General features: G+C 57.2%; 15 protein-coding genes. 2 read left to right on the top strand and 13 right to left on the bottom strand.

Annotation, left to right across the window (positions count from 1 at the left end):
• Nucleotides 1-120 precede the first annotated feature (120 nt).
• Entirely contained in the window at nucleotides 121-1134 is a 1014-nt protein-coding gene (locus OK412_RS00520; RefSeq protein WP_010257519.1) for a M4 family metallopeptidase, read from the top strand.
• On the top strand, nucleotides 1131-1463 hold the full coding sequence (locus OK412_RS00515) for a protealysin inhibitor emfourin (RefSeq protein WP_010671321.1): 333 nt from the start codon (nucleotides 1131-1133) through the stop codon (nucleotides 1461-1463). The genes OK412_RS00520 and OK412_RS00515 overlap by 4 nt, the downstream gene beginning before the upstream one ends.
• 45 nt (nucleotides 1464-1508) lie before the next feature.
• Here OK412_RS00515 and OK412_RS00510 read toward each other — a convergent pair whose 3' ends face one another.
• From OK412_RS00510 to OK412_RS00450, 13 genes are all read right to left on the bottom strand, one after another.
• A complete protein-coding gene (locus OK412_RS00510) occupies nucleotides 1509-3950 on the bottom strand; it encodes a glucose/quinate/shikimate family membrane-bound PQQ-dependent dehydrogenase (protein ID WP_264352571.1) in 2442 nt (813 codons plus the stop codon).
• Between the two features lie 312 nt (nucleotides 3951-4262).
• Nucleotides 4263-4484, bottom strand: a complete 222-nt coding sequence (locus OK412_RS00505) for a zinc ribbon domain-containing protein (RefSeq protein WP_010257531.1) — start codon at nucleotides 4482-4484, stop codon at nucleotides 4263-4265.
• A gap of 62 nt (nucleotides 4485-4546) precedes the next feature.
• A complete protein-coding gene (gene der / locus OK412_RS00500) occupies nucleotides 4547-6037 on the bottom strand; it encodes a ribosome biogenesis GTPase Der (protein ID WP_010257536.1) in 1491 nt (496 codons plus the stop codon).
• A 174-nt stretch (nucleotides 6038-6211) separates the two neighbouring features.
• Nucleotides 6212-7393 (bottom strand): outer membrane protein assembly factor BamB, encoded by a 1182-nt coding sequence (gene bamB / locus OK412_RS00495; protein ID WP_010257539.1) that lies wholly within the window; start codon nucleotides 7391-7393, stop codon nucleotides 6212-6214.
• A gap of 19 nt (nucleotides 7394-7412) precedes the next feature.
• Nucleotides 7413-8030 (bottom strand): YfgM family protein, encoded by a 618-nt coding sequence (locus tag OK412_RS00490; RefSeq protein ID WP_010257542.1) that lies wholly within the window; start codon nucleotides 8028-8030, stop codon nucleotides 7413-7415.
• A 39-nt stretch (nucleotides 8031-8069) separates the two neighbouring features.
• Nucleotides 8070-9344, bottom strand: a complete 1275-nt coding sequence (gene hisS, locus OK412_RS00485) for a histidine--tRNA ligase (protein ID WP_010257545.1) — start codon at nucleotides 9342-9344, stop codon at nucleotides 8070-8072.
• 105 nt (nucleotides 9345-9449) lie between these two features.
• Complete coding sequence (gene ispG, locus OK412_RS00480; protein ID WP_003848692.1) at nucleotides 9450-10571, bottom strand: flavodoxin-dependent (E)-4-hydroxy-3-methylbut-2-enyl-diphosphate synthase; 1122 nt, start codon at nucleotides 10569-10571, stop codon at nucleotides 9450-9452.
• Between the two features lie 37 nt (nucleotides 10572-10608).
• Nucleotides 10609-11628 carry a cytoskeleton protein RodZ gene (gene rodZ, locus OK412_RS00475; RefSeq protein WP_033758630.1) on the bottom strand — a complete coding sequence of 340 codons (1020 nt, stop codon included), beginning with the start codon at nucleotides 11626-11628 and terminating at the stop codon, nucleotides 10609-10611.
• Nucleotides 11618-12352, bottom strand: coding sequence for a type IV pilus biogenesis/stability protein PilW (gene pilW / locus OK412_RS00470; protein WP_029519436.1), 735 nt, complete (start codon nucleotides 12350-12352; stop codon nucleotides 11618-11620). The genes rodZ and pilW overlap by 11 nt, the downstream gene beginning before the upstream one ends.
• Before the next feature lie 80 nt (nucleotides 12353-12432).
• On the bottom strand, nucleotides 12433-13602 hold the full coding sequence (locus OK412_RS00465; protein ID WP_010257560.1) for a bifunctional tRNA (adenosine(37)-C2)-methyltransferase TrmG/ribosomal RNA large subunit methyltransferase RlmN: 1170 nt from the start codon (nucleotides 13600-13602) through the stop codon (nucleotides 12433-12435).
• Between the two features lie 187 nt (nucleotides 13603-13789).
• Nucleotides 13790-14221, bottom strand: coding sequence for a nucleoside-diphosphate kinase (gene ndk / locus OK412_RS00460; protein WP_003848684.1), 432 nt, complete (start codon nucleotides 14219-14221; stop codon nucleotides 13790-13792).
• 175 nt (nucleotides 14222-14396) lie between these two features.
• Entirely contained in the window at nucleotides 14397-16736 is a 2340-nt protein-coding gene (gene pbpC, locus OK412_RS00455; RefSeq protein WP_264352570.1) for a peptidoglycan glycosyltransferase PbpC, read from the bottom strand.
• Nucleotides 16737-21632 carry an alpha-2-macroglobulin family protein gene (locus OK412_RS00450; RefSeq protein ID WP_264352569.1) on the bottom strand — a complete coding sequence of 1632 codons (4896 nt, stop codon included), beginning with the start codon at nucleotides 21630-21632 and terminating at the stop codon, nucleotides 16737-16739.
• Nucleotides 21633-21703 lie beyond the last annotated feature (71 nt).

Genomic DNA, 21703 nt, shown 5'->3' with positions numbered 1-21703 from the left:
CCACCTGACTCTGCCCGTCAGCTCACACTTTTACACTTAACGCTGGCTTCACTAATGAGGTCTAACCAGCCTGACGGGTCTATACTTTCTGGCACATTCCCTGTCGCCAAGGAGTTTCAGATGGCTTATTGCGTTATTCCTCCCTATATCCTTCGCAAAATCATCGCGCACGGTTCCGGCCACCAGCAGGAGCAGGCGCGTCGCACCCTGACACACGTCCAGCACCTGATGGCGGAACACTGGCAAAAGCAGCCGGTGGCAAAAACCGCGGCAGGCGGCCACGTGGATCGTGAAATTTATGATGCGCAAAGTCAGCAGACCCTGCCAGGTAAGCTGATTCGTCAGGAGGGCCAGCCCGGCAATGACGACGTGGCGGCTGAGGAAGCCTGGAACTATCTTGGCGTAACCTATGACTTCTTCTGGCAGGCTTATCAGCGTAATTCGCTGGATAATCAGGGGCTGAAATTGCTCGGTACCGTGCACTACGGTGACAAATACCAGAACGCCTTCTGGAACGGTCAGCAAATGGTATTTGGTGATGGTGACGGCGAAATCTTTAATCGCTTCACCATTGCGATTGACGTTGTGGCGCACGAACTGGCGCATGGCGTGACGGAAAATGAAGCCGGCTTGATCTACTTCGAGCAGGCTGGTGCACTGAACGAGTCGCTGTCAGATGTGTTTGGCTCGCTGGTGAAACAGTTCAGTAAAAAACAGCGCGCCGATGAGGCGGACTGGATTATCGGCGAAGGCCTGCTGGCAAGCGGCATCAATGGGCGTGGTCTGCGATCGATGTCTGAACCTGGCTCGGCCTATGATGACCCGATGCTGGGCAAAGATCCGCAACCGGCACACATGGATCACTACGTGAAAACACGCGAAGATAATGGCGGGGTTCATATCAACTCCGGCATCCCTAACCGGGCTTTTTATCTGGCAGCAACAGCGCTGGGTGGTTATGCGTGGGAACAGGCGGGATATGCCTGGTACGACACGGTGTGTGACGACGAACTGCCACAGGATGCTGACTTTAAGACCTTTGCCCGCTTCACCGTTCAGCATGGTAAAAAACGGTTCAACGAATCGGTCGGCAGTGCCATTGAACAGGCGTGGAAGGAGGTTGGCGTGCTATGAGTGACCTGCCCGAACTCACTGATGACGCCACCATCATCGTCGCGCGTGAAGGCGGCATGGCCTTTATTCCGGGGCTACGCGCCGAACGACGCTTTATGCTGGGCGATCTGCCGCCGCCAGAAAGAGAGCGCGTCTGCCATGCGCTGCAGCAGGCGATGCCGCTGGGCGAACCGGAGGAGAAAGCCGCGCAGGTGGGCAGTGGCGACCAGCGCTATTTTCGCATCCAGATTCAGTATGCAACCCACCGCGAGGTTGGGACGATAGTACTGTTGATTCCGGAACAGGTGGCGCCACCTGAGTTGCAGGCGCTGTGGCGCGACGGTAAATAAGCAAAAAAAAGGGCCGACAATGTCGGCCCTTTTCCTTAAGCGTTGTTACTTGCTGTCTGGCAGCGCGTAAGCAATCACATAATCACCACGGTCCGGTGACTGACGTGCGCCACCTGCCGAGATCAGGATGTACTGCTTTCCATCTTTCGGTGAGACGTAGCTCATCGGGCCACCCTGACTGCCCACCGGCAGACGTGCTTTCCACACCTCTTTACCGGTTGAAGAATCAAAGGCGCGCAGATAGTAATCCTGCGTACCCGCGATGAACACCAGGCCGCCCTGCGTGGCCAGCGTACCGCCCAGCGTTGGCATGCCAACCGGCATTTTCACGCGCATCTTGATACCGAATGGTCCGGTATCCTGCACCGTGCCGACCGGCACCTGCCAGACGATTTTCTGCGTTTTCATGTCAATCGCCGACAGCGTACCAAATGGCGGTTTCTGACATGGGATACCCAGCGGTGACATAAAGCGATTTTTATTCACAGCATATGGCGTGCCTTTCAGCGGAACGGCACCCATACCGGTGTTGATCGCTTCGCCGCCGTTGCTGCCGCGCGCAATATTGCTGGTATCAGCCGGGATCATCTGAACCCACAGACCCAGACGCATATCATTGACGAACAACAGGTGGTTGTTCGGATCGACCGACATGCTGCCCCAGTTCATACCGCCCAGCGAACCCGGGAAGCTCAGAGACTTGTCGGTGTCCGGCACGGTGAACAGGCCATCATAGCGCATAGATTTGAAGCCAATGCGGCAGGCCAGCTGATCAAACGGCGTGGCACCCCACATGTCAGACTCTTTCAGCGTCTGGTTGCCAATCTGCGGCATCCCGGTCGAGTGTGGCTGCGTTTTGGTGTACTGCTCGTTCGGGATATGACCCTGCGGCATCGGCAGTTCTTCGACTTTGGTCAGCGGCTTGCCGGTCATACGGTCAAGTACGAAGATCATGCCGGTTTTGCCGCCAATCACTACCGCAGGTGTGGTAGTGCCATCTTTTTGCGGGAAGTCGATCAGGCTTGGCTGCATCGGCAAGTCAAAGTCCCACAGATCGTTATGCACGGTCTGATAAACCCACTTCTCTTTACCGGTCGTGGCATCCAGCGCCAGAACCGATGCGCCATATTTGTGATCCAGCTCAGTGCGGTTCGCACCCCAGAGGTCAACCGACGAACTGCCCATTGGAATGAACACGGTGTTCATTGCCGGGTCGTAAGACATTGGCGCCCATGAGTTCGGCGTACTGCGGGTATAATCTTTACCCGGCATCAATATCGCATTCGGGTCAACATTGCCTGGGTCAAACGCCCAGCGCATCTGGCCGGTGATAACGTCAAAGCCACGCAACACGCCACCCGGCATATCCGTCTGCACGTTATCCGCTACGCGACCGCCGACCACCACAGTGGTGCCAGCCAGGGTTGGCGCTGAGGTCAGCTGATATTGCGGATCCGGTGCCTTGCCCATGCCCGCTTTGAGATCAACGATGCCGTGATCGCCAAAGTTTTCACAGAACTCACCGTTGTTAGCATTGATCGCAATCAGACGCGCGTCGATGGTGTTCATCAGAATACGACGCTGACAGCTGTCACCGGCTGGCAACACTGCGGCAGTCACAGGTGAAGACCCCGGCTTATCTGGCTGCTGCAGCGGTTTCGTGGCGTCAAAGTAAGCCAGACCACGGCAGCGCGGCCAGACTTCCGCTTTGGCATTGATTTCACGTTTCCAGATCTGCTTACCGCTGTTGGCTTCAACGGCGATAACGTTGTTGTGCGGTGTGCAGAGATAAAGGGTATTGCCAATCTGCAACGGTGTCTGCTGATCTTCTGCGCCGTTGCCGGTCGGGCTGACAGGGGTATCACCGGTACGGAAAGTCCAGGCCACCTGCAGATCTTTCACGTTGTCGCGGGTGATTTGATCCAGCGCCACAAAGCGGCTGCCCTGCGGGGTATTACCGTAGTTATCCCAGTCTTTCTGCTGTTTCGCTTTATCTACCGGGATCAGCGGCAGCTCTTCGCCCGTGCCTGCAACGGTAGGATGTGGCTGGAACATCTGCACCAGCGTAACAACCATGCCTGCCGCCAGCAGCGCAGAGAACGCATAAGAGGGTTTTGCCAGTGAGTGCTTACCTTCATGTTTACGCAGTGAAGGCCAGATCAGGAAGGCAAGCAGCATCAGTCCGGCAGGCACCATCAGGCGTGATACCAGCGGCCAGAATTCCAGGCCCGCGTCGAACAGCGACCAGATCAGGGTGCCGACAAAGACCAGCAGGAACAGAACCACTGCCGAGGATTTGCGACGGAAGAACTGAATTGCGGAGAGTACAGTGACGATACCCGCAATTAAAAAGTACCCGCTGCCACCAAGTGCAACCAGTTTGCCGCCGCCAATTGCAAAAAACAGACCGGTGGCAAGCAGCACCAGTCCGAGCAGCACGGATGCTATTCCCAGCCCCTTTCCGGAGCGGGAGGATGTTTCAGCCATAATACTTACTCTCCTGAATAAACAGAGCGCCCGGACAGATGCCATCCGGACGCCGGCGCGTTAAGTCAGTCCGCGCCGGGCACCGCTCGGTTTCAAATCAAATATAAACAGACCCGTGTCCGTGAGATCGAGGGGCCGGAAGAACACGGATGTGGCTGGCCCCTCCCACGACGCGGCAGGATTGTACCACCTGGTACATTACAGAGTGAACATCTACAACTCATTTGTTACGGCGCAATAGCATTTTTGCTACAAAATGAGCCAGTCGTCGCTCTGAATTCTCAGACGTTTTAAGCGTAGCTGAAAGCGGTGTCAGTGACCTGGTGGCTGGAAAAGGACGCGCTTGCGGGAGATAAGGCCATGTCCGTTCCGGCAAAAATAGTCCACCGCGCCGCAGGCTTTGAGCACCTCAAGCGGCTGATGACACGCCGGACAGCAGGGTTGTGCGGGGTAATGCGTACCGCAGGTATTACAGATAAATTCACCGTCACTGAGCGACAGCGGTTGCTGACATTTTTCGCAAATAATAGTCATTATTTTCTCCCTGCTCCGGTTTATTCAGAGCAAAAAAAAGAGGACCAGATGGCCCTCTATTCTTAACGCTTGTTCTTTTTCATATGCGCCAGCAGACGCTTACGTTTACGCTGCTGCGTTGGTGTCAGCAGGTTACGTTTGCCTTCGTAAGGGTTATCACCCTCTTTGAACTGAATACGAATTGGCGTTCCCATCACGTTGAGTGATTTACGGAAATAGTTCATCAGGTAGCGTTTGTAAGAATCTGGCAGATCCTTAACCTGATTACCGTGGATTACCACGATAGGCGGGTTATAGCCCCCCGCGTGCGCGTATTTGAGCTTAACGCGACGACTGCGTACCAGCGGTGGCTGGTGATCGTCTGCCGCCATATTCATGATACGGGTCAGCAGCGAGGTGTTTACACGCTTCGTCGAACAGTCATAGGCTTCAGTGATCGACTCAAACAGATTGCCGACGCCGCTGCCGTGCAGCGCAGAGATAAAGTGGATGCGGGCGAAATCGATAAAGCCCAGACGGTAGTCCAGTGTCTCTTTCACTTCATCACGCACTTCCTGCGACAGGCCATCCCATTTGTTGACCACAATCACCAGCGAACGACCACTGTTGAGAATGAAGCCAAGCAGCGACAGATCCTGGTCGGAAATACCGGCATGAGCATCAATCACCAGCATCACCACGTTGGCATCTTCAATCGCCTGCAGCGTCTTGATCACCGAGAATTTCTCTACGGTGTCAGAGATTTTGGCACGCTTACGCACACCCGCCGTGTCGATCAGAACGTATTCACGTCCATCACGCTCCATCGGAATATAGATGCTGTCGCGGGTGGTGCCCGGCATATCGTAGACCACCACGCGGTCTTCACCGAGAATACGGTTGGTAAGCGTTGACTTACCTACGTTAGGACGGCCAACAATCGCCAGTTTGATCGGCAGGCCCGTCGGGTCGAAGTTTTCTTCTTCCTCGGCGGCTTCCTGCTCAGCAATCTCGTCAGCTTCAAGCGCAGCCCAGTACGCCTGGTTCTCTTCTTCTTCCGTGAGCTCGACCGTCTCAACTTTGTCCATCCATGGCAGCAGTGCCTCTTCTATCAGGCTGCTCACACCACGACCATGCGATGCCGCAATGGCGTGTATCTCGCCCAGGCCCAGTGAATAGAAGTCCACAACCGCCTGATCAGGATCCATCCCGTCAGTTTTGTTGGCCACCAGGAAAGTCGCTTTCTGGCGGGAACGGAGATGCTTAGCGATTTGCTGATCGGCGGCCATCATGCCCGCACGCGCATCGACCATAAACAGCACGACATCCGCTTCTTCAATCGCCAGCAGTGACTGCTCGGCCATCCGCGTTTCAACACCCTCTTCGGTGCCGTCGATACCACCGGTATCAATAACAATAAATTCGCGCCCTTCCACTTCGGCGCGACCATATTTGCGATCGCGAGTCAGTCCAGGAAAATCCGCTACCAGCGCATCACGTGTGCGGGTTAAGCGGTTAAATAGCGTAGATTTTCCCACATTGGGACGCCCAACCAGCGCGACCACAGGTACCATAACAAAATGCCTCAATAAATAATTAATCGCCCGAATGGCGTGATTATAACGGCTCTGGCCGTCAAGTTCAGGCTTAAGGCGCAAAGAATACCATGCCTGACTAAAAACGAAACGGCCCCTGATTAAATCAGGAGCCGTCGGAACGGAGGATTTCACCTGCCAGACGTGTACCCGTTAACGGGTAATCGCATAAACCTCACCATCTTTCGACTGGATCAGCAGCTTATCACTGGCGACCACCGGCTCGGTCTGGAAGCCTGAGCTATCCAGTTCCTGCTGCGCAACAAAACGACCATCCGTGGTGTTCAGCCAGTGCAGATAACCTTCGCTGTCGCCGACAACCAGATAGCCGTTGTAGAGCACCGGTGAAGTCAGGTTGCGATGCAACAGATCGCTTTGACGCCAGATGGCGACACCGCCGTCAGCGTTAAGCGCAATCACACGATCGTCCTGATCGACCAGATAGATGCGGCCGGCATCCACAATCAGATCTTTCACACCGCCAATTTCGCGTTTCCACAAAATCTGGCCGGAACGCAGATCCAGTGCTGTCAGATTGCCGTTATACGCCAGCGCGTAAACCACGCCGTTGACGATAACCGGTGTGGTATCGACATCGTTAAGACGATCGATCTCAGTAGCACCGCTGACCTGGGAAATACGCTGCTGCCAGACCAGTTGTCCCTGGTTCAGCACCACGGCACTGACACGACCATTGTCGCCACCGACAATCGCGCCACCAAAAGCGACAGCCGGAGCAGATTCACCGCGCAGAGACAACGCTGGCATATCCAGGTTGACGCTCCACTTCACGGCACCGCTGCTCTGATCCAGGCCCTGCAACATGCCGTTGCTGGTATGAACCAGCACCAGACCATCGCTGACTACCGGACGTGACAGGGCTTCACCGGCGACTTTCGTCTGCCACGCCAGGCTACCATCACTGCTGTTGAGGGCATAAACCTGGCCGCGCTCGCTGCCCACATAGACCCGATCGCCATCAGCCGTCAGGCCACCTGATAACATGGCTGAGCGATTTTTAGAGAAGAAGCCGGTTTTCTCAGAGAGATCGACTTTCCATTTTTCTTTACCGTCTGCGGCATCGAGCGCTTTGACGATACCAAAGCGGTCGGCAGCATAAACCGTATTATCCTGCCAGGCAGGATGCAGATTTGAGTAGAAATCACCGACACCATCGCCTACCGAGGTGCTCCACACTTTCTGTGGCGTGAACTGATTTTCCACCTTCGGCAACGGGGCCATTTTTACTACATCTTCTTCGCCGCTAAACAGCGAACAACCGCTGAGCAAAGTGACTGAAATCAGTCCCGGCAGCAGGTATTTACGTAATTCCATGCGCTCTCTCTTGACTGGCTTAGCTTAAGTTATTCATCTTCATCTGCATCATTTGCTTCAATGCCGGAGAGGCGTCAGATTCAACCCCTTTACTCCAGGCATCGCGCGCGCCCTGCTTGTCGCCTTTGGTCAGCAGCGCTTCGCCGCGAATATCGGCCACAATGGCTGTCCAGCCATCACCCTTCACACCGTCAAGGGTTTTAAGCGCCGCATCCGCTTGATTCTGTTGCAGTTGAATGCGTGCCAGGCGCAGGTTAATCACCGCCTGCAGATTGGCATCTTTGGTATCTTTCAGTCCGTTTTGCAGCAGCGTCGCAGCTTTATCAAGCTGACCGGCGTCAACATACTGCTTCGCCAGATCCATCGCAGCCAGCGCACCGTAGGTGTTGCTGTTTTCACTGGCAAAACGGTTTACCGCTTCCAGCGTCTCCGGTTTGCCCGCCTGCATGGCGCTGGTGAGCTGCTGATACTGCGCTGATACTGTCTTCGCCGTATCGTCCTGATGACTGCTCCAGTAACGCCAGCCGCCCAGCGCAGCAATGCCGATCACCACGCCAATAGCTAACGCTTTGCCATTGTTGGCAAAAAAGTTGCGCAGCGCGTCGGTCTGCTCGTTCTCATTGCTATACACTTCCACGCAATCCCTCTCCTTTCTATGGTTGGTGCTGTGTCACGCTTACTGTAACAGCGAGCGCAAGACAGCAGCAGCCTCTGCCTGATCCAGCGTTTGCTGCTCGCCACGGCGCAGATCTTTAATCACGACCTGACCGGCTTTGACCTCGTCCTCGCCTAACACCAGTGCGACGCGAGCGCCCCACTTGTCAGCACGGGCAAACTGTTTCTTGAAGTTGCCGCCGCCAAAATTGGTCATCAGCCTCAGTTCTGGCGCTTCATCACGCAATTTCTCAGCCAGCTGCATTGCTGCAGACTGCACGCCCTGACCTGAAGCGATAACATAGACATCCACATTGCTCGTCGGTTCAAATTCAGGATTAACCGCCTGAACCAGCAGCACCAGACGCTCCATGCCCATGGCAAAGCCAACGGCAGGTGTTGCGCGGCCACCGAGCTGCTCAACCAGGCCATCATAGCGACCACCGCCACATACCGTGCCCTGTGAACCCAGGCTATCGGTGACCCACTCAATCACGGTGCGATTGTAATAATCAAGACCACGTACCAGACGCTGATTGACGGTGTAGCTGATCCCGGCGTCATCCAGCAAAGCACACAGGCCGCTGAAATGTTCACGTGATTCGTCATCAAGATAGTCGCCAAGCTGTGGCGCATCATTCAGTAACTGCTGGATATCGGGATTTTTAGTGTCGAGAACGCGCATCGGATTGGTGTACATGCGGCGTTTACAATCCTCATCCAGCACCTCTTTATGCTGTTCAAGGAAGGCGACCAGCGCGTCGCGGTAATGCGCGCGTGCTTCCAGCGAACCGATAGAGTTGAGTTCCAGACGAACGTGCTCAGAGATACCCAGGGCTTTCCACCAGCGGGCGTTCAGCATGATCAGTTCAGCATCGATGTCCGGTCCCTGCAGACCAAACACTTCCACGCCAATCTGGTAGAACTGACGATAGCGGCCTTTCTGCGGACGCTCATAGCGGAACATCGGGCCCATATACCACAGGCGCTGCTCCTGGTTGTAGAGTAAACCGTGTTCAATACCGGCTCGCACGCAACCTGCAGTGCCTTCCGGACGCAGCGTCAGGCTTTCACCGTTGCGATCTTCGAAGGTATACATCTCTTTTTCAACCACGTCGGTGACTTCACCGATGGCGCGTTTAAACAGTGGGGTTTGCTCCACCAGCGGTAAGCGAATTTCGCTGTAACCGTAGCTCGCCAGCGTCTGCTTGAGAACGCCTTCAATCCGTTGCCAGAGGGCAGTATCCGCAGGCAGGTAGTCGTTCATCCCGCGAATCGCCTGAATATTCTTCGCCACGTTAGAATCTCTTAATGCAAAAAAACCTGTCCGGCATCATACCTTATGAGGATGAAACCGCACAGGTTCAGTCAAAAAAGTCACGCACGCAAACCGCGTACGCCATTATTTTTCCAGATGCTGCACATCAATACGGCGACTGGCATCCAGCATCGACGCTTTAGCACGAATGCGCGCTTCCAGCTGATCGATCATGTCATTGTTGTCGAGACGATCGCGCTGACGCACACCATCCTCGTAGAAACCACTCTTCTTGCTGCCGCCGGTCACGCCCAGCGTAGAGAGGGTCGCCTCGCCAGGTCCGTTGACCACGCAGCCGATAATGGAGACATCCATCGGGGTAATGAGGTCTTCCAGACGCTGCTCCAGCGCGTTGACCGTGCCGATAACGTCGAACTCCTGACGTGAGCAGGTCGGACAGGCGATGAAGTTGATGCCACGAGAACGGATGCGCAGTGACTTGAGGATATCGAAACCGACTTTGACTTCTTCTACCGGATCGGCGGCCAGCGAGATACGCAGCGTATCGCCGATCCCTTCTGACAGCAGCAGACCCAGTCCAATCGCCGATTTCACTGCGCCAGCCCGCGCGCCGCCCGCTTCGGTGATACCGAGATGCAGTGGCTGTTCAATCTGTTTCGCCAGCAGACGATAAGATTCAACCGCGAGGAAAACGTCAGAGGCTTTAACGCTGACTTTGAATTGATCGAAGTTAAGACGGTCGAGATGATCGACATGGCGCATGGCAGATTCCAGCAACGCCTGCGGCGTCGGCTCGCCATACTTTTCCTGCAGATCTTTCTCCAGCGAACCGGCGTTCACGCCAATTCGAATCGGAATATTGTTGTCGCGCGCGCAGTCGACCACCATACGGATGCGCTCATTGTTCCCGATATTACCGGGATTGATGCGCAGGCAGTCGACGCCATACTCGGCGACTTTCAGGGCGATGCGGTAGTCAAAATGAATATCTGCAACCAGCGGGACGTTTACCTGCTGTTTGATCAGTCTGAATGCTTCTGCGGCATCCATGGTAGGCACCGAGATACGAACGATATCGACACCGACTCGCTCAAGGGCTTTGATCTGATTTACCGTCGCCTCCACGTCAGTGGTGCGGGTGTTGGTCATCGACTGGACAGCGATGGGTGCGCCGTCACCGACCGGCACCTTGCCGACGTAAATGCGTTTGGATTTACGACGGATAATGGGTGCTTCGTTATGCATATTTCTTCTCCACAATTGCCCGGTACGCGATACGCTGTTATTGCGCACCCAACGTCAGGCGAGCAACCTGGTTATTACGGATAAAACGACTTAAATCAACGGGCTGATTCTGATATTGCACCTGAACAGCGGAAGGCGCGCCAATTTTCAGACGATACGGAGGCGTTCCTGCGAGGCTGAGTTTACCACCACTGCGCTGAATGCCGCTGAACAGTTTTTTGCCGGTGGCATCGCTCACTTCCAGCCAGCAGTCGGCGTTAAAGGTCATCACCACCGCATTAGGGTCAGCAGCCGGTTCACTGACCGCCGCTGCACCTACTGGCATCTGAGGTGCCGTGCTGTTATTGGTATTCGTGTTCGCGGCCGCAGGTGCAGCCGCTGAGTTGTCCACGGGCGCCTGGCTCGGTGAAACCACGGCATTGCTGGTGGTATCCGGCTGTGCGGTGGTCGCGCTATTGCTGCCAGTGGCGGCCGGAGCCGCACTCGCTGGCGCACTGGCTGCGCTGTTGTCACTGGTGGTATTGCTTTCGTCAGGCGCGGCAGGTGCCGCGCTGTCACCGCTGGATTCACCCAGCGGAATCGACTGACCGCTATCACCGCTGCTGCTGTTCTGATCGGTCATCGGCACCAGATCATCCTGCGACTCTTTATGATTCTGCCACCACCAGGCACCGGTCAGACCCACCACCACAAACACCACCAGCCAGGTGAAAATCATCAACCAGCCGTCGCGTTTCTTGCGGCGTTTGCCCAGCGAGAAACTTTGCATCGGCTCAATCTTTGAAGCCCGAATCGGTGTCTGTTTCGCCATCATCGGCAGCAGTTCCTCTTCAGGAATGTGCACCAGACGCGCGTAGGAGCGAATGTATCCGCGCAGGAACGTGGAGGCCAGATCGGCAGGCGATTTGTCTTCCTCGATATCACGCACGGTAGAAAGTTTCAGGCACAGGCGTTCAGCGACGTTCTGCTGCGTCAGCCCCATCTGCTCACGGGCCAGACGCAGGCGTTCACCTGTTGAATGTAATGCAGAGTTTTCTTGAGTGGCTTCAGTATTCATTAGCTAAATAACGCTGGTACTGTATCGATTGCGGAAAACGTCGCGCTAACTGGTCGCCATAACGTGAAACGTCAGCGGCATCTCCCTGTAGCGCGGCGAAACGTAAGTGTAACGCCAGACTTCGTGCCGTTGCGGGCAGCTGTTGCTGGTAAACATCAAGCAAAACCTGCACCTTCGCCAGATGGTTATCTGCCATCTGCTTTTCAGCTTCCGACAGCAGCGAATCAGCTTTGCGTCTGTCAGCCTCAATGGCCTGGCGTAGTGTCCTGCGGGCAGCGGCAATATCGCCAGCCTGCAGATAACAAAACCCTGCCAGTTCAAGCGCGTCATTGCGTGCATCAAACTGCGGTGCTGCGCTTGCCCGACTAAACTGTTGATGCGCTTCGCCATACTGCCTTAAAGCGCAGAGAAACGCACCGTAATTGTTAGCAACAAAACCATTATCCGGGGCCTGCTGCTGTGCCAGTATAAACCGTGCCTGCGCCGCTGTCTGATTACCCTGCTTCTGCGCCAGTCGAGCCAGCGCAAGCGAGACCCGGTAATCCTCTGGCGCGGCGGCCTGTGCCCGCAGAAAGTTTCGCTCAGCTGCGGCATAGTCGCCACCCGCCAGATAGTGCATCCCTAACTGCAGACGCACCTCTTCTGCTCCGGGTTCGTGATGCTGGCTGACACACCCGCTTACAACAAACAGCGCCAGTAAAACGGCAGGTAATCCGTTACGCATAATCGTTTCCATCCGGTTGACGTTGACAGGCTGCAGCCTGCCACGCGTCATCACTTCAGGAAACGCTCTGAGTCACTCTTTTAGAGAGCCTTCACAGAGATGGCTTCACCCGCCATTTTTTTACGCATCGTACGCTTGGTACGGTCGATCACCTCACCGGCTAACTGACCACAGGCGGCATCGATATCGTCGCCACGGGTTTTACGCACGATGGTCGTAAAACCATAGTCCATCAGGACTTTGGAGAAACGATCGATGCGGCTGTTGGAGCTACGGCCATAAGGCGCGCCCGGGAAGGGGTTCCAGGGGATCAGGTTGATTTTACACGGTGTTTCTTTCAGTAATGCGGCGAGTTCATGCGCATCATCTGTACTGTCATTGACGTGATCCAGCAACACATACTCAATGGTTACGCGTCCCTGATTGGCGTTGGATTTGCCAATGTAGCGTTTCACCGCCGCCAGGAAGGTTTCGATATTGTACTTTTTGTTGATCGGGACAATATCATCACGCAACTTGTCGTTAGGCGCGTGCAGGGAAATCGCCAGCGCGACGTCGATCATATCGCCCAGTTTATCCAGCGCAGGCACCACACCCGAGGTGGAGAGGGTCACGCGACGCTTCGACAGACCAAAACCGAAGTCATCCAGCATGATCTCCATCGCCGGGACCACGTTATTGAGGTTGAGCAGCGGCTCGCCCATGCCCATCATCACCACGTTGGTGATAGGACGCTGGCCGGTGATTTTGGCTGCGCCGACAATTTTTGCCGCGCGCCACACCTGACCAATAATTTCTGACACCCGCAGGTTACGGTTAAAGCCCTGCTGTGCGGTCGAACAGAATTTACACTCCAGCGCACAACCCACCTGTGAAGAGACACAGAGCGTGGCGCGGTCCCCTTCCGGGATATAGACCGTTTCCACCAGCTGGTCGCCCACGCGAATGGCCCATTTGATGGTGCCGTCGGTAGAGCGCATCTCTTCTGCCACTTCTGGCGCACGGATCTCCGTCAGCTCCATCAGCCGGTTACGCAGCTTTTTGTTGATGTCGGTCATCTGCTCGAAGTCATCGCAGCAGTAGTGATAAATCCACTTCATGACCTGATCGGCGCGGAAAGGCTTTTCGCCCAGCGACAGGAAGAATTCGCGCATCTGCTGACGGTTGAGATCCAGCAGGTTTATTTTCTGGCTTTTGGGGGAGACGACAATAGGGGATGCGGACGCGGACGTCACAATCTGTTCGGACATAATATTCTCTGGCCTCGTTGTTACACGTTATGGCGCTGTTCAGGGATAGGTGAAAAAAATTGCGCCTTCATTAAGCTGAGTCAATGAAGGCGCAATATTGTACAACATCTGCAGCCTGATAACAGGCGGGAGTGACCTCCCCTACGCAGATTTTTGTAAAGCCGACGTAACGTTTATCGCCAGGCGATTAACGGGTACGTGGGCAGATCTCGTTTTCGCCAAAGAAATAAGCGATTTCGCGGGCAGCGGATTCAGCAGAATCTGAACCGTGCGTGGCGTTTTCGGTGAAGCTGTCAGCGTAGTCAGCACGCAGTGTGCCAGCCAGTGCGTTTGCCGGGTTAGTGGCACCCATCAGGTCACGGTGACGCTGAACGGCATTTTCACCTTCCAGCACGGAAACAACAACCGGGCCAGAGGTCATGAATTCAACCAGACCATCGAAGAATGGCTTGCCCTGGTGCTCAGCGTAAAAACCTTCAGCCTGCTCTTTGCTCAGCTGCAGCATTTTTGCGCCAACGATTTTGAAGCCAGCGCTTTCAAAACGGTTGTAGATAGCACCAATCACATTTTTAGCGACGGCGTTTGGCTTGATGATAGAAAAAGTACGTTCGATTGCCATGATGACCTCTGTCTTAACGTTCTGAAGAAACCGGTGGCGTCCGCCCCGGTTAAGAAAAGGCGCCGATTATAGGGGCTGAGTCCGGCATTGCCTATCAGAGATCCCTAATTTGATGAAAAATCTTGATCTGAGTCGAAGCAGACGCGCCATAGTTATGATTTAGCGCAAAAAAGCGTCAGCCCCGGCTGAAGGTGACCGAGACAAGTTGCCCCTCTTCATCCATCACCACCAGCTGATACTCGCCCGGATGATCGAGCTGCAGCGACAGGCTGTCTGCGGCGTTCTGCGTCATCAGAGGCTCACCATTCAGGAACCACCAGCGCTGTGTGCCCTGCCCTCCCTGCACCGCGACCGGCATTGTCAGCGCGCTCCTGCCCGGCAGCGGTCTGACAATTTGCCCCTCAATCACGCCGGTAACGATCAGCGGTGCGCTGCTGCCCTGCTGTAACGGCGGACACCGGGCATCGACAGGGGGCAGACGTTGCGCCCGCCGCTCCTGAGGCGGCAGCCAGGCCTCCAGCGGCAGCGGCCAGACCAGCCGTTCATGGCGGGTGGCGTCGGGGCAGTCTGCTGCGACGCGCAGTCCCTGCGCATTCTGCCAGTAGCCCAGGCGTAATCCGCTGAGGCTCTCCTGACCGGGAGCCAGCAATGTAGGCGGCAGCGTGTCGGCGGCAACCCAGCTTTGCCGCCGCTGGCGACAGTTTTCGTCTCCGGCGGGCAACGGCTGACCGCCAGGCCAGCAAATGGTCGCCACCGTCACCGAGGCCGGCCGCGGATCGCCCGGAACGTCACGTCTGCCGAGGCGACTCATCAGCAGGCTGTTGATCTGATTCATGACGGGCACGGCAGAGGCAAAACCAAACTGCCCGGCAACCGGCGTCGCATCCGGTCTTCCGACCCAGACGCCAATCAGATAACGGGGATTGATCCCCACCGACCAGGCGTCGCGGTAGCCATAACTGGTGCCGGTTTTCCAGGCCAGTGGCACCACATCGGGTACGCTGCCATTGCCCGCGGGCTGCGCTTCCCCGGCCAGGATACGCCGGATGATCCACGCCGACTCAGGCGAAAGCAGCGGCCGCTGCTGTAAAGGTTGATCGGGCATCCAGCGCAGCTGGCCGGCGTTGCCGTGGCGGGCAAAGGCGCTGTAGGCAGCCACGATCTCATCCATGCGCGCTCCGGTGCCGCCGAGAATCAGGGAAAGATTAGGTTCAGCGCCGGGGGGGAAACGTAAGTTCAGACCGACATTGCGCAGGCGCGCTGCAACGTTTTTCGGTCCCAGCGCCTCCAGAAGCTGCACCGCAGGCAGATTCAGCGACCGCACCAGTGCGTCACTGGCGCTGACCGGCCCGTGAAATCCGGTATCGAAGTTGCCTGGCCGGTAATCACCAAAGCGACGCGGCACATCCTGCAGCAGTGATTCAGCATGAATCAGCCCCTCATCCAGCGCCATGCCGTAAATAAAGGGTTTTAACACCGAGCCTGGCGAACGCACGCTGGCGATCATATCCACATGGCCAAAACGGCTGTCATCGGTAAAATCAGCCGAGCCGACATAGCCGCGAACCGCCATGGTGGTGTGATCCACCACCAGCATCGCCAGCGAGGTGCGTGGAGGAAGCTGATTTTTAACATTCAGCGCCAGGCTTTCCAGTTCGCGCTGCAGTGAGGGGTCAAGCGTAGAGACAATCTTATCGCTGTGGCTGATCGACAGCAGTCGCCGGGCCAGCAGCGGCGCCATCTGTGGCATCTGGCGCGGCGGCAGCCACACCGGCTCCTGACGGATTTCCGCCACCTGTTCAGCGGACCAGATGCGGTATTCCGCCAGCCGATCCAGCACTTTGTTGCGTGCGGCTTCTGCCCGCTCCGGCCAGCGATCGGGTCGCAGACGGCTGGGTGCCTGCGGCAAAACGGCCAGCAGCGCCGCCTCGCCCGGCGTCAGCTGTGACGGGGCTTTTCCCAGCCAGCTCCAGCTGGCCGCGCCCACCCCTTCCAGCGTGCCGCCAAAGGGCGCACGGTTAAGATAGAGCGTCAGGATGTCTCGTTTGGAAAGATGCCACTCCAGCTGCAGCGCCCGCCACGCCTGAATCAGCTTGCCGCGCAGCGTCCGGGGTTGCGGGTCGATAAGGCGTGCCACCTGCATGGTCAGCGTGCTGCCTCCGGAAATCACGCTCTGATGGCGCAGATCCTGCCAGGCGGCGCGCAGCAGAGCCAGGGGATTGATGCCGGGGTGATACCAGAACCAGCGATCTTCGTAGGTCAGCAGCGCCTGCAGATAGGCCGGAGCCACCTCCTCTGGCGTGACCGGATAGCGCCAGATCCCCTTGCTGTCAGCAAAGCGCCACAATGGTGTACCGTCGCTGGCAACAACCACCCGCGCAGGCTGCACCTGTTTAAGCGGCAACGGGAAAAGCCGATCCAGTCCCCATGTCGCCAGCCACAGCGCCAGAAAAAAAAGCGGCAGCGCGAGCCACCGCTTTTTGATGCTGCTGACGTTTACCACGCGTCGCGTCACTTACTGAATTTGCAACTGTGACGGCGTGCTGCCGGTGGCGCGCCACTCCGGCACATACATCGACTCGACCTGCGGTGGTGGCATCAGATAGCGACCCGGTGTGACCGCCCGCGCCAGGTAGACCAGCGTCGCGGGACGATAAGTATCTACCGCCAGTGCCGCCACAAAGCGATCGTCACGGAACTCAATGTGTCTGATGTCAGCCTGCTGCATGTCACCCATGCTCTCCTTCAGCGCATCCGCACTGTCGCCGAGGCTGGCGCTGCTGTCTGCCAGGTTCTGGTTTTCCAGCTCCAGACCGGCAGGCAGCAGATCCACCACCAGCGCATCGGTGATGCTGCGCTTCGACGAAACTGTCAGACGCACCACCAGCAACTCGCCGCTGCGCAGATTGCTGAGATCGGCGGCTTTGCCATCCAGCGTAAGGTATTCACGCTTTATCCCGAGCACATTGCTCTCCGGCTGTGGCGCGGCCAGCGGATAACCGGTGACATCCAGACGACCATACAGCGGCGCACTGCCCGGATTACTGATGGCTAAGCCCTGCAACAGTCGTTCAGCCCCCAGCCCTTTATTCAGTGGCGCATCACCCTGCAGAGGCTGTGCATTGCCCGACAGTTGCGCCTGCCAGCTTCCGCCCTGCGCACGCTGCAGCGTATGCGCCGCTAAATAGAGCGCGTTATTCTCCTGAGTCGAGAACCAGCGCTTGCCGTTGACCTCTTTTGACAGCGACAGCAGCAGACTATTCTGTAGATCGGGCTGCAGCTTATTCTCTGCTAACAGGGATATCATCATCCCCTCATCGCGCACCGTGCTGCCATAGTCGCCATACCACTCTTTATCTGAGCGCGTCAGACTGGCACCCTGCATGATCGCAAGCGATGCGCGCTGCCCGTCACCCATCAGCTTCAGCGCCACGCCAAGCTGCATCAGCGCCAGACCGGAGCGGGCCTTCTCACGCTTTTCATACAAGGCGCGCAGCGCACCCAGCGGCGCACGCTGCTGACGCGCCAGCACCAGTCCGGCGTAAGCCTGCACGCTGAACTGCAGCGCGGCGTTGTTATCACTGCCGCCGCCGCTGATCTGCGCGGGATCCTGCAGATAGCGCAGCAGCCGTGCGTTAGCGCGGTCAACTACATTATCCGGCAGCGCATAGCCCGCCTCGCTGGCGCGAAGCAGGAAATCGGTCACGTAAGGCGTCAGCCAGAACTCCTCCTCACTCTGTTTGTCCCACAGCCCGAAGCTACCGTTGGCCCGCTGCATGCCCGCCAGACGGGCAATGCCGGTGTCGACGGCGGCCCGGCGCGACTCATCACTGCTGGTTTTTATCCCCATCGCAGTCAGCTCGGCATGGCTGGTATAGAGCGACGGCCAGAGGCCGCTGGTGGTCTGTTCCAGACAGCCGTAGGGATAGGCATAAAGCGCACTGATATAGCTGGCGATATTGAGCGGCGGACGATTGCTCAGCGTCAGTTGTCCACTCAGGGTCTGAGCATCCAACCCGGTAAACGCGGCTGCCGCGACCTGCCAGGGCTGATCGGGATTGATGACGGCATCGAAATTCAGCGTCCGGGCCGGATAAGGTGGCCTGACGCCGATTTTCCACTGCTGTTTGCTGGGCTTCACCTGCTCGCCCGGCAGGTTCAGACCGGAAATCTGTACGGCGACCTCGCCATCACCAAAGCCGGCTTTCGCCGTGACCGGAATCTGAAGTGTGGTACGTGCGCCTTTGGCCAGCGTCACGCTCTGGCTGGCAGCCCCGGCCAGATCCACTAAGCCACTGCTGCTCAGATCCACGTTCAGGGTTTGCGGCAGATCGGTCAGGTTAGTGAGATCCAGCGCCAGTGAGGCTGTATCGCCGCTGGCAAGGAAGCGCGGGGTGGCCAGTTCGCTGATCAGCGGTGCCGCAACCACCAGTTTACGTTCGGCCGCGCCGAAGCTGTCGTCGCTCCATGCCTGGGTCATCAGCCGCAGTTCACCGTTAAAGGCCGGGATCGGCAGCGTAATCGATCCGTTGCCCTCTTTATCCAGCGTCACCGCCTGTAACTGCTGCGCCACGATATTGACGTGCGTCACCGGCTTTTTGCCGCCGCGCGTCATCGATTCATCCTCGCCATCACCACCAAAACGCAGTGCCGCGAGCCGGCCACCGCCTTCGATCAGCTGGCCAAAGACGTCGTACTGATCGACGTTATAGCGTTTACGGCCAAAGAACGCCTGCCACGGATCGGGGGTTTTATAATCCGTGACGCTCAGAACGCCGCTGTCCACTGCTGACAGCAGTACATTCACTTTTTCAGGCAGCGGGCCGCCATCACGACTGGCGTGGACTTTTACCGTCAGGCGTTGCTCAGGACGGATTTTATCGGGCGCATCCAGCGTCAGATTTAAGCGGCGCGCCTCCGTCGCCATCGGCAGATGCAACAGCCCCACCGCGCGTTTTGGCGTTGCGCCACTGACCTTATCGCCGTCTCGCACCACGATGGCGCTGAAGTAGAGATCGTGACGCTGCCAGCTCTCAGCAACAGGGACATCCACCGTTGTGCCGCCCTTAGGTACGGTCAGTGGCTGCCACCAGAGCGTGCCGCTGCTCGACTCCACCATCAGGTAACCTTTACCGGCCGCCGGTGACTCAACCTGCAGATGCACGGTATCGCCCGGCTGGTAAGCGGCTTTATCCAGCTTCAGTCTGACCTGATCCGGGCGCAATGCCCCCGTGCCGTTGGTGTTATCCTGCCAGTCATAACCCGCCTGGAATCGGACGCTGCTGACGATCTTCTCGCCCGCCTGCACTTCCAGCCGGTAGTGGCCCCACTCGACCGGGAAGCTGACTTTGGTGCTGCCATCAGCCGGGACAGAGATGGCGCGTTCATCTTCCTGCAGATCCTTGTCGCTATACTGCGACTGCCAGCCTTCGCTGTCAGAGAAGCTCCAGTAGTAATCATGGCGTTCACGGATCAGGCGAACATCCAGCTTCTCTGCCGCCAGTTTTTTGCCCTGACTGTTGGCATAGACAATGTCGAATTCGGCCAGGCTCTGTTCCGGCACGGTCGGCTCATCGTGATAGCTGTCACTGCGGTAGTCATAAACCGCCTTGTTACCAAACAGCGGCCGGATACCCGGCAGCGCTTCAGCGGGCCAGATGGCCTGGGTGGCACGACGGGTGACCGGACGTCCGCCGGTTTCCAGCAGGCTGGCCTGCAGGATCAGATTGAGCGGAGAGTGGAGCTGATCCCACTGATTTTCTACCGTGAGTTCTGCTTTACCGCTGGCATCGAGCTTGAGATCCACCTCATCCAGCGTGCGCTTTAACCCCTCTTCGGTGATGTCACCAAACTGGTAGCCTGGCAGTGCAGTCACCGCCTCGCGTGCCGGTCGCAGATAGAGTTGACCCTGTAGCGTGTTACCTGCTGCTGGGGCGCCATAGAGATAGCGCCCCTCAATACCGAACTCAACACTGGCATCAGCGGCCTGTGGCTGAGGGTCATTTTTCAGGGTTAACGCCATACGCTCCGGCAGAAAATCTTCGACGTGAAACTTCCACTCTCGCTTGAGGTTATCGCCGGTATTCAGTCGCAACATCCAGTCGCCGGTCATGGCCGACGCGGACAGCGCCAGTCGCTGCTGGTAGAATCCCGCTTCAGGCTGCCAGACAAAAGTCCGCATCACCTGGCCATCGGGCTGCACCAGCTCCGCTTTGATCGGCTGCGCGGGCAAGGGGTGTCCGTCGGCATCGCGAAGCAGCGCATTCACGATGACCGTTTCGCCAGGACGATAGATATCGCGCGGACCAAAAACAAACAGCTGTTTGTCATAGCCCTGCGGCCCCGCGACCGGGAATTCAGCGAGATCCAGCGCCGGACGCGCCAGGTCGATCATTGAGGTCTGTTCTCCCTGAATTGCCAGCAGGAGCTTGCCTTTTTCATCCGCCTTGAGGCTCAGATGACCGGTGCTGTCACTGGTACCGCTTTGCAGCACCTGCCCCTTCTCATCCAGTAACCTGACGCTGACCCCGGAAAGCGGCTGACCGTCTGCCAGACTCTGGGCGAACAGTTCAAACCGGGTCGGGAAGCGATGCAGTGACAGGCCAATATCGCTGAGGGTGAAAAGCGTGGCGGGCTGGCTGTAGCGATAAGTACCGGCCTGCTTCATCACCGCCAGATAGACGCCCGGCTGCTGAAGTACGGTAATGTCACGCATCGGTAGCTGCAGTTTTTCACGCGTGTTACGCGCCGGGTTGAGCTCAAAGCGTCCGCTATAGACCAGCTGGCTGCTTTTCAGCAGCTCCTGCGACTGCCAGCTTGAGAGGTTGTTGCCGTAATTCCACTGCGAGAGAAATTCCGCCAGGCCGGCATTCTTTATCCGGAAGAAATCGACATCGACCTGGTCAACATTCAGCGCCAGCACCGGCAGTCCCTGGGTGATACGCAGCGGCAGCAGTGAACCGCGACTGGCAAAGCCCACCATCGGCTGGATATCACGGGTGGCGATTTTCTGACTGTAATCGGCGGCAAGCGTCTCTCCGCTGGCCGCGCGCAGTCCCGCATCCACCGTGACGGTGAAGTGACGTGACGGCTCGGGATGGCGGAAGCGCAACGTTTTGCGGTTAGCGGAAAGCTCCCAGCCGCCATCCACCCGGCCCTGTTTATCGTCGGTCAGCCTGACTTTTTGCGCGATATCCTGTTTATCATCAAGCGGCTGACTGAAGGTTAAGACCAGCGCAGCGGCATTATCGATCTGCAGTTCCGAGAGATCGATAATCGTCAGCGGTTTGCTGACCTGGGAGGTTGCGGGTGCTTCTGCCGCCTGGAGAGGCAAAACAGGTAACAGGGTCGCTGACAGCAGCGAACCACCGATCAGCATGCTGAGCAGCAGCCGGGTATTGCGTTTCTTCATGGTAGTTCCTTCACCGGGACGCAGGGAGTGTCGTTTGATTACGCAGCGCAATTTCATATCAATGCTCGCAT

It is taken from the genome of Pantoea sp. JV6, assembly GCF_025910055.1.
Classification (GTDB): Bacteria; Pseudomonadota; Gammaproteobacteria; order Enterobacterales; family Enterobacteriaceae; genus Pantoea; species Pantoea agglomerans.
This window is presented reverse-complemented; position numbering and strand designations above follow the sequence as displayed.

Coding starts and splice junctions, on each gene's coding strand:
- rodZ (WP_033758630.1), bottom strand. CDS start 11,628: ATGAATACTGAAGCCACTCAAGAAAACTCTGCATTACATTCAACAGGT.
- OK412_RS00515 (WP_010671321.1), top strand. CDS start 1,131: ATGAGTGACCTGCCCGAACTCACTGATGACGCCACCATCATCGTCGCG.
- OK412_RS00505 (WP_010257531.1), bottom strand. CDS start 4,484: ATGACTATTATTTGCGAAAAATGTCAGCAACCGCTGTCGCTCAGTGAC.
- ndk (WP_003848684.1), bottom strand. CDS start 14,221: ATGGCAATCGAACGTACTTTTTCTATCATCAAGCCAAACGCCGTCGCT.
- pilW (WP_029519436.1), bottom strand. CDS start 12,352: ATGCGTAACGGATTACCTGCCGTTTTACTGGCGCTGTTTGTTGTAAGC.
- der (WP_010257536.1), bottom strand. CDS start 6,037: ATGGTACCTGTGGTCGCGCTGGTTGGGCGTCCCAATGTGGGAAAATCT.
- ispG (WP_003848692.1), bottom strand. CDS start 10,571: ATGCATAACGAAGCACCCATTATCCGTCGTAAATCCAAACGCATTTAC.
- OK412_RS00520 (WP_010257519.1), top strand. CDS start 121: ATGGCTTATTGCGTTATTCCTCCCTATATCCTTCGCAAAATCATCGCG.
- OK412_RS00465 (WP_010257560.1), bottom strand. CDS start 13,602: ATGTCCGAACAGATTGTGACGTCCGCGTCCGCATCCCCTATTGTCGTC.
- OK412_RS00510 (WP_264352571.1), bottom strand. CDS start 3,950: ATGGCTGAAACATCCTCCCGCTCCGGAAAGGGGCTGGGAATAGCATCC.
- bamB (WP_010257539.1), bottom strand. CDS start 7,393: ATGGAATTACGTAAATACCTGCTGCCGGGACTGATTTCAGTCACTTTG.
- OK412_RS00450 (WP_264352569.1), bottom strand. CDS start 21,632: ATGAAGAAACGCAATACCCGGCTGCTGCTCAGCATGCTGATCGGTGGT.